General features: G+C 64.0%; 7 protein-coding genes and 1 pseudogene. 7 read left to right on the plus strand and 1 reads right to left on the minus strand.

Going from position 1 to position 7,925, the window contains the following annotated elements; all coding sequences use genetic code 11:
* Window positions 1-123 precede the first annotated feature (123 nt).
* The 6 genes and pseudogenes from FGL98_RS24195 to FGL98_RS25645 all read left to right on the plus strand — a co-directional run.
* Window positions 124-1,026, plus strand: a pseudogene (locus FGL98_RS24195) (Tn3 family transposase); the annotation flags it as partial.
* A 197-nt stretch (window positions 1,027-1,223) separates the two neighbouring features.
* Window positions 1,224-1,613 (plus strand): matrixin family metalloprotease, encoded by a 390-nt coding sequence (locus FGL98_RS27310; RefSeq protein WP_186526369.1) that lies wholly within the window; start codon window positions 1,224-1,226, stop codon window positions 1,611-1,613.
* A gap of 244 nt (window positions 1,614-1,857) precedes the next feature.
* Entirely contained in the window at window positions 1,858-2,271 is a 414-nt protein-coding gene (locus tag FGL98_RS24205; protein WP_146321340.1) for a hypothetical protein, read from the plus strand.
* Window positions 2,272-2,560: 289 nt separating this feature from the next.
* A complete protein-coding gene (locus FGL98_RS24210) occupies window positions 2,561-3,088 on the plus strand; it encodes a SigE family RNA polymerase sigma factor (protein WP_146321342.1) in 528 nt (175 codons plus the stop codon).
* 908 nt (window positions 3,089-3,996) lie between these two features.
* Complete coding sequence (locus FGL98_RS24215; RefSeq protein WP_146321344.1) at window positions 3,997-4,311, plus strand: hypothetical protein; 315 nt, start codon at window positions 3,997-3,999, stop codon at window positions 4,309-4,311.
* On the plus strand, window positions 4,302-4,454 hold the full coding sequence (locus FGL98_RS25645) for a hypothetical protein (RefSeq protein ID WP_186526370.1): 153 nt from the start codon (window positions 4,302-4,304) through the stop codon (window positions 4,452-4,454). The genes FGL98_RS24215 and FGL98_RS25645 overlap by 10 nt, the downstream gene beginning before the upstream one ends.
* Window positions 4,455-5,520: 1,066 nt before the next feature.
* On the opposite strand, the gene FGL98_RS24220 is transcribed toward FGL98_RS25645, so the two are convergent.
* Window positions 5,521-6,489 carry an ArsR/SmtB family transcription factor gene (locus FGL98_RS24220; protein WP_146321346.1) on the minus strand — a complete coding sequence of 323 codons (969 nt, stop codon included), beginning with the start codon at window positions 6,487-6,489 and terminating at the stop codon, window positions 5,521-5,523.
* 75 nt (window positions 6,490-6,564) lie between these two features.
* Here FGL98_RS24220 and FGL98_RS24225 point away from each other — a divergent pair, with 75 nt between their 5' ends.
* Window positions 6,565-7,788, plus strand: a complete 1,224-nt coding sequence (locus FGL98_RS24225) for an MFS transporter (protein WP_222432397.1) — start codon at window positions 6,565-6,567, stop codon at window positions 7,786-7,788.
* Window positions 7,789-7,925 lie beyond the last annotated feature (137 nt).

A 7,925-nucleotide genomic window follows, 5' to 3' on the forward strand; every position in this document is an offset into this window, starting at 1 on the left:
CCACCCACCCGGACGACCCCAAAAACCCGCCGTTCTAGTCGTAACGCTCAAACGGCAGGAAACCCCGCTCAACTGGCCGGAAAATTAGCGCTCAAACGGCCGACATCCAATTGACAAAACACACGCCGCTCCACCTGCATCTACTCCCAGCTGAAGAACTGCTCCTCCTCCGAGGTCGCGGCGATGATCGAAGGGCTGTTGCGGCACTGCACCGACGTCCCGGTCGACACCAACTACGTCGACACCCACGGCGCGTCGGTGGTTGGGTTCGCCTTCACCGAGCTGCTCGGGTTCCGGTTGCTGCCGCGGTTGAAAAACATCGGAGCGATCCGGCTCTACCGGCCCGACAACACCCAGGTGTACGGGCAGCTGACCGACGTGCTGACCCGCCCGATCCGATGGGACCTGATCGCCCAGCAGTACGACCAGATGATCAAGTACGCCACCGCACTCCGGCTGGGCACGGCGGAGTCCGAGCAGGTGCTGCGCCGGTTCACCCGCGGCGGCCCGAAGCACCCCACCTACGCGGCCCTCGAGGAGCTCGGCTCGGCCGTGCGGACGATCTTCGCCTGCCAGTACCTCGCCTCACCCGAGCTGCGCCGGGAGATCCACGGCGGCCTGCAAGTCGTGGAGCAGTGGAACTCCGGCAACACCGTTATCTTCTACGGCAAGGATGGCGACCTGACCGGCCCGGACCGCGAGCACTCCGAAACCTCCATGCTCGCCCTCCACCTGCTCCAGTCGGCCCTAGTCCACGTCAACACCCTGCTCCTGCAAGCCGTGCTGGAGACGCCCAGATTCCACGAACTCATCGGACCCGACGAACGACGGGCCCTGACACCGCTGTTCTGGACCCACATCAACCCATATGGCCGGTTCCGCCTCGACATGACCACCCACCTCGACCTCGCAGCGGCGACTGGCGAGTTGCCGTCCTCGTGCTCCCGACGGAACATCGACGGAATCCTGGCAACCGTTGACGACTTGCGTAGCGAGGACTATGGTCGCGCCCATACCGAGAGTTAGCGGCGAGGAGGGCTGTGCCTAATCGACCTGCAGCGGCGCAGATGCTTCCTCTGGCTCTAAGCGTCGAAGTCTTCCTCTTAGGCCTTTCGGTCGCGTTTGGACCTGTTGCGTCCGCATACACTCTTGAGGGGCTTCGGTGGGGCGGAAATCCGAGTAGTGGGTGCTGCGCCTCGTTCAATGTGCAGTTCCAAACCGGCATGGTCTCCTCGGACATTACCTCCTGGAACAACGGCATCGCGGCATGGGGCGGGAGTGCAGCAAATGTTGTTTATGTGACGAGGTCAAACAGTCCCCTTGTGGTCAGTGATACGTACAGGTCAGATATTGACTGGGATGGTTTGACCAATTATGCGGGCTCAAGCGGGCAATTCACATCGGTACGGGCGTATCTCAATCACTACTACACCCAGTCCTACTCGGCAACCGTCAGTCAGGGAGTTGCAGCCCACGAGCTTGGCCACGCGGTTGGGCTCGGTCATTCGGCAGCGTCATGCGCACTGATGCTGCCAACGACGCCGGGGCGTGACAGCTGCGGTGCGTGGATCCCGAAGGCAGATGACATCGCCGGAATGAACTCACTGTACTGAGGAGCGTAATCCACCGTCTTGAATATGCAACCGCGCCCGTTCTTCGGTATTGCGTTGGTAAGGAGCTTCCATGGAATACAAACGAGGATTGACGGTTGCTGCGTTTCTTGTGACTGCAACCCTGGGCATAACCGGATGCGGGTCTGTCCACGCAAGTGCTGCGGAGAAGGGCAGATCTGACCGAGCGCCATCCCCCACTGTGACGCGAGGTATCGACGCCAGTTGGGCACACGAATGGCATACTGTGGCTGAGTTGAAGGGCAATTCACAACTTGCGATTGCCGGGACGTTCGCCAAAAGCCAGAACGCGAGCGGATCGGATGGTATTCCAATGACTGCCTTCACCGTGACGGTCAACCAGATTTTGTTTGATAGATCTGCCACGGTAGAGGCCAATGCCGAGATAACGGTAATGCAGACAGGCGGCCAGGCCGCCGGTGTGTTGTCAGAGGCAACCGATGACCCTCTTTTCACGGTTGGCTCGCGGGCGGTCCTGTTCCTTGATCGGTCTGAGAAGGGAACTTATTTCGTGTCCGGTGGCCCGACGGGTCGCTTCAATCTCGACCAAAATGATCAGGTATCCACCTTCAGCCCGCAGTCTGCCAAGCTTGACGGCACTTTGGCCTCCGTGGCGGCACAGGTCGCCGCTGCGGGATAGAGGCTCGCGGCGAGCGTCACCGAGCCTCGGTTATACCGCGAGCCGTCTCCAGGGTTGAACAAGCCGTGCGCCGAACCACATGCTCGAGCAGTTCACCCGCGAGCGGCTGCAGTGGTACCCGCGGGCGATAGGCCGTCAGGAGGTCCGCGCCGCGCTTCGGCATGCCCTCAGGGCAACGGGCCGAGGCACACAGAATCGCCGGCGGCACAACGCGCAGACGACGCAGGCCAGTTCGAGGCAACCTTTTATGAGCGGTGCCCGTAGTTATTGATATGGGACGGATGTTGTGATGCCTCAGTCCACGCGTGGGAAAGAACCGGCGTCGCCAGCCGGTTTCGCGGAGTTCTGTGCCGCGTCCAGCCCGTCCTTGTTGCGCGCCGCTTGGCTCCTCGCTGGGGACATCCAGACCGCACAGGACCTCGTCCAGGATGCGCTGGTTAAAGCCTTCGTCGCCTGGCCGCGGATTCGAGAGGCTGAGGCTCTCGCCTACACGCGGCGCATCATGGTCAATGAGAACATCGACAGGTGGCGCCGAGCTCGCCAGGAGGCGAGCACCACTCCTGACCATACGAGCACGCAGGCCTCCTCAGCGATGGCAGTGGTCGACGACCGCGATCAGATCATCCGGATGCTGGCGCGGCTGCCCGAGCAGCAACGCAAGGTGATCGTGCTGCGTTACTACACAGACCTGTCTGAGGCCGCGACCGCAGGGGCGCTCGGTATATCAATCGGAGCGGTGAAGTCCGCGTCCTCACGTGGCCTTGCCAAGCTGCGGAGCATTCACGAGATCGAAGGAGCCAGCGATGGTAGAGACTGAGACACCAACCGACTCTGGCTTTGAAGATTGGCTGCGGTCGACACTCAACCAGACGACCGTCCCTGCCGAGCTTCGTGTTCGCTTCGAGGACGTCACCTCCGTGGGGCGTCGGACACTCCGGCGCCGGGTCGCCCGACGTGGGTTGATCGGCTTTGCGGCCGCTGCGGTGGTGGGTGTGAGCGTCACTTCGCTGCTGAGTAGCGGCCAAACCACGCCAAGCCATCGTGTCACCCCCACCACGGCTGTCGCCGGCTCCTGTGCCGGGACGCCTGTGGTCGACACCACCGGCGCGCTCCGCGCTCTGATAGTTACAGCACCGCATGCGAAGAGAGTCGACATCACGATCTACCCGTCGGCGGACTGTGAGCAGCACCCTTCCCAACACCCAGAAGCAATGGTCACCCTCTCGAGCCCGGCCCCGGGGAGCGCCGCAGAGGGCCAGGTGTTGGGCATGCCGTTCTACCTGGTAAACGGCTACGCGACAGCGGCTTCCGTTGACGGCGCCGCCGCTACCATCGTTCGGTCACTGGGCCAGCAGAGTGTCATCTGGCCCAACCAGGCCACAGGGCGTCACCCTGGGAATGGACGATCGACAGTTCGCTGGACCATCGCCACCAAAACCTATGCGCAGCAGTTGCCGACACCTTAGTCCTAAGTCGTTCGCGGCAGCAGGCAACCGCGCGTGGCGGGATCATTCGTGGGCCAGTGCCCCGTGTGGTCGAGAGTGCCTCGGGCGCGCGCCGTATGTGTGAATGTCGCCGATAAATGGCGTTCTTCTGTCGGCGCTGAGTGGCACCTGTGGGTACTGCAGGGGCTGGAGCATGCCCGCAGCAACACGTGCGGCACCCCAGCTTGGCCAGCACCCGCACCGAGTCCGCCTTTTGGATGTGAACTGGCATCATCGAGGCATGGCGTCCGAGCTGCAGCGACCGCACGTGCACAAGTTTGCTGAATCCTGCTCGACCCGACGTCCGGAGATGAATCGCCTCCAGAAGTCTTTCTACACTGTCGACGAGGTCGTGAACCATCAGGTGCGGCCACCGTGGCTGGCTCTCCAGTCACTCGACATCGTCTTCCGCGGTCACAGCCTCGCCGCCGTGGAGTACCAGGGCGTGCAGCACTCCAGCCCGGTCGACTTCTTCGGCGGCAGAAGGCGTTCGAAAATCAGCAGCTACGGGATGCGCTCAAGCGTTCCTTGTGCGAGGCGAACGGCATGCACCTGATCGAAGTCTTCCCCGACTATGTGCTTTCTGATGTTGTGCGCGAGATCCGCGGCACTCAATTCCTGGATATCTTCCTTCATCATGAAGATCCCGGCCGGGATCGACGACCACTCGCGCTACTGTGTGATCGCGAAGGTGATTGAGCGGGGCCACTGCGCGGCGGTGTGTCGAGGTCGCGCGGGCGTTGGCCCGTTACGGTGTGCTGGATTCCGCGAAACGCGCGCGGTACCAGCAGCATCAGCGGTGCAAGCAGCGCGGGTCGGCCCGGCGCGGATCTCCGATCGACCGAACCGCGCGCTACCTGTTGACGGCGACCGAACATCGGTGTACATGTGTTCGCAGTGTGGCGCCGATCTGCGCGGGCCACAGAGAAGACAGGCCTAGCCATGAGGGTACGTAGGTTTGCTGTTGCCGGGGTTGCGTCGGTCGTTCTTGCCGGGGTATTCATCGCACCATCTCAGGCGGCGCCCGTCGGTGGGGCGACGGGGCCGACCGACGCGTCATTGGCTGCGTCGGCGACGCGCCTTCAGGAACTAGACAACCTGCGGTCCGCGATCGGCGCGTCGCCGTCGCGCTATGGGGGGTGGCGACAGAGGGTGATGCCTCGGTGGCGGTCTGTGACAACGGCAACGGTTCCAATGCATCCGTTGATGGCGCGATTGCTGCTCTCAGACAGGAGGGCGCGGTCGTGGCAGTGGAGCCTTGCACGTACTCTCTTGACGACCTCAATCGCATCCTCGCGGAGGTCACTGCATCGTCGCTGTTTAGCGCGAACGGAGTCACGCTTCGGCGTTGGGGCATTGACTATGGTGCGAACGCTGTCGAGATTGGCGTTGATGCAATCCCGTCAGGATTCGCCGCGAAAGTTGCAGCGCAGTGGGGATCTGCGGTTTACGTAACCGTTCGGCCCAGCGTCGGACTTCAGTACTCCAGGACTGCTGACGCTGCCCCGTTTTTCGGAGGCGACTGGATCACGGCCCAAGGATACGGCTGCACGTCAGGCTTCACGCACGCGAACCGTGCCACAAGCACTGGCTTGCGGGCACGGTCAGATCGCAGGTGCACCGTATAGAAGACCCCTGCGGGACGGCTCGCTTCGTCCGCTGGTCGGTACCCCAGATCCTCGGATCGTCGCCGATGATGGTTCCGCCTACGGGAATTGCCGCGCCGGTCCGCTTCGCGACAGAGGCTGGCGTGGATAGCGCCCATTCAAGCGGTTACTGGAGGGCATGTGCCCGTCACGAGTTTCGCGAGCTCGTCGCCGACGTCGGTGAGTTCGTAGTACACCGCGCGGCCACTGCGCCAGCTGGCAATCACACCTGCGTCCCGGAGCGTGGCGAGGTGGGCAGACACCGTACCGAGGGAGACATCGAGCAGCGCGGCAAGTTGTGAGGGGGTCGCAGGGGTCCGTAGCGTGACGGCGATCTGGGCTCTCCGGTGTCCCAGGAGCCGGGCCACCCCACCGGTCGCCTCAGGGACGCTGGCCAGCGTGCCGCGCGCCGGGTAGACCAGGGCGACTCGTGGTGGTGATTCGCAGGTCCACTGACCGCGCGGGCCGGTGTGTGGGACGAAGACGAGACCTGTGTCGCCGATCTGACGGTCGGCGAATGTCTGAGTGGAGAACTGGATCGAGTCGTGACCGACCCAGAGGACGCCAGCAGACATGCCGTCGAGGGCATGCTTCCAGCCGCTGATGGCGAGCACACCGGCACGGTGTCGGATGTCACGCTCCATGATCGCGCGTCGTCGGGGCCAGTCCGGCTCGACGAACTGGGCCCAGCATCGGGCGAAGACGTCAGCCGCCTTGGTCGTGACATTGGTGGTGTCAGCCCAGCCGATCCCCTCGCTTGCCCAGGCAAACTTCTGCGCCTCGGTGAGCGTTTCCCATGCCTGCGGGTCGGTGACGGCGCGCATCGCCACCAGCTCGTCCTCCAGGCGCGTTCTCATGCCGGTGGGCGGGATGGCCACGAAGTCAGGCAGGTACTTGGTAGCCGTGACAAGCCGCACCAGGCCATCGGCGAACGGGTCGGCATCCAGCCAGCGGCCCAGGGCCTGGCCCTGCAGGCTCGCCGCGGGGCCAGCCAGCTCGTGTCGTAGCCGGGTGAGCTGGCTCAACGTCTCTGCGAGCGGGGACAGCGCGAACCGGCTCGCGTGCAGCGCGTCCGGTCCAAGACGCAAGAGGGTCACCCCTCATTGTTGCGACATTCCCCGCAGGAATTCCACCGGCCCCTGCGCGTGCAGAGCATTGCCCCTGTGACCGATACGACCCGCACGACCGAGCCCACACCGATTCGCCGCCTCCTGACGGGCCGGTTCGGTTGGTTCTTCGCCGGTCGAACCGTCGACCGGGCCGGCACGTCCATGACCACGGTCGCACTTGCCTTAGCAGTCCTGCAGGCCTCGGGTCACGCCAGCGATCTCGGCATCGTGCTGGCCGCCAACATGATCCCCACTCTTGCGCTCCTGCTGGTAGGCGGTGCGGTGGCCGACCGGGTCAGCCGCCGGGTGCTGCTGATCACGGCCAACCTGGCCAGCGCGGCCACCATGGGCACGATGGCCGCGATCCTGATCAGCGACCACTACAACCTCGCAGTGCTCGCTGGCCTGTCGCTGATCAACGGCGCTGTCAGCGCCTTCACCTCTCCTGCGCTGCGCGGGATCGTGCCCGAACTCGTCAAGCAGCCGGACCTGCAGCGCGCCAACGCCCTGCTGGCCAGCACACAGAGCACCGTGCGCATCATCGCCCCGACGATCGCCAGCATCCTGGTAGCCACCGCCGGTGGCGGCTGGGCCCTGGCGGTCGATGCGCTCAGCTACGTCCTCGCCGCCCTGGCATATACCCGCATCCCCGGCGCAAGCCGACCGCCCACGACGGACCAGACGTTGTGGCGCGATGTCATCGAGGGCTGGTCCACCTTCCGAGCGATGCGCTGGGTGGTCCTTATGACCATCTCGTTCGCCCTGGTCAACGCCTTCAACGTCGGACCATGGAACGTGCTGGGCCCGCTCGTCGTCTCACAACACAGCGGCGCCCTCGGCTGGGGCGCGGTGCAGTCGGTCCGGGCGATCGGGCTGCTGGTGATGAGCCTGCTCGCCGTCAAGATGGTGCTCCGTCACCCATTGCGCGGCGGGCTCATCTGGGGAACTCTCGCAGGCCTGCCGCTGCTCGCGATCGGGCTGTCCGGCCAGGCGTGGGTCGTAGCTGTGGCCGCATTCATCGGCGGACTGGGGTTCACCGTGGCCGCCATCACCTGGGAGACCACCCTCCAAGCATCGGTTCCCACGTCATCCTTGTCGCGGGTGGCGGCCTACGACAACCTGCTCTCCTACCTCGCAATCCCACTCTCACAGATCGCCGTAGGACCCCTCGCCCAGGCCTACGGTGCCCGCCAGGTCAGCATTGTCTGCGGCATCGCCTACATCGCCGCCTGCCTATTCCCACTCGCAAGCCGCGAACTACGAAACATCAAGTCATGAACGCCCAGAAGACCATCGTTTTACGGTGACGAGGGGCTGGCTTGGGAGGCTGGTTCTTTTAGCTGGCTTCGTTCAGTACGCGGCGGGCGATTTTTTCGACTTGCTCAACGGTCAGGGTCTGAGTTTCGGGGTGGGTG

The sequence above is a fragment of the Leekyejoonella antrihumi genome (assembly GCF_007845645.1).
Lineage (GTDB): Bacteria > Actinomycetota > Actinomycetes > Actinomycetales > Dermatophilaceae > Leekyejoonella > Leekyejoonella antrihumi.

Bases quoted from the DNA above. Each gene is read 5' to 3' on its own strand.
- FGL98_RS27310 (WP_186526369.1), top strand. From the start codon at position 1,224: ATGGTCTCCTCGGACATTACCTCCTGGAACAACGGCATCGCGGCATGG.
- FGL98_RS24210 (WP_146321342.1), top strand. From the start codon at position 2,561: ATGCCTCAGTCCACGCGTGGGAAAGAACCGGCGTCGCCAGCCGGTTTC.
- FGL98_RS24215 (WP_146321344.1), top strand. From the start codon at position 3,997: ATGGCGTCCGAGCTGCAGCGACCGCACGTGCACAAGTTTGCTGAATCC.
- FGL98_RS25645 (WP_186526370.1), top strand. From the start codon at position 4,302: ATGCACCTGATCGAAGTCTTCCCCGACTATGTGCTTTCTGATGTTGTG.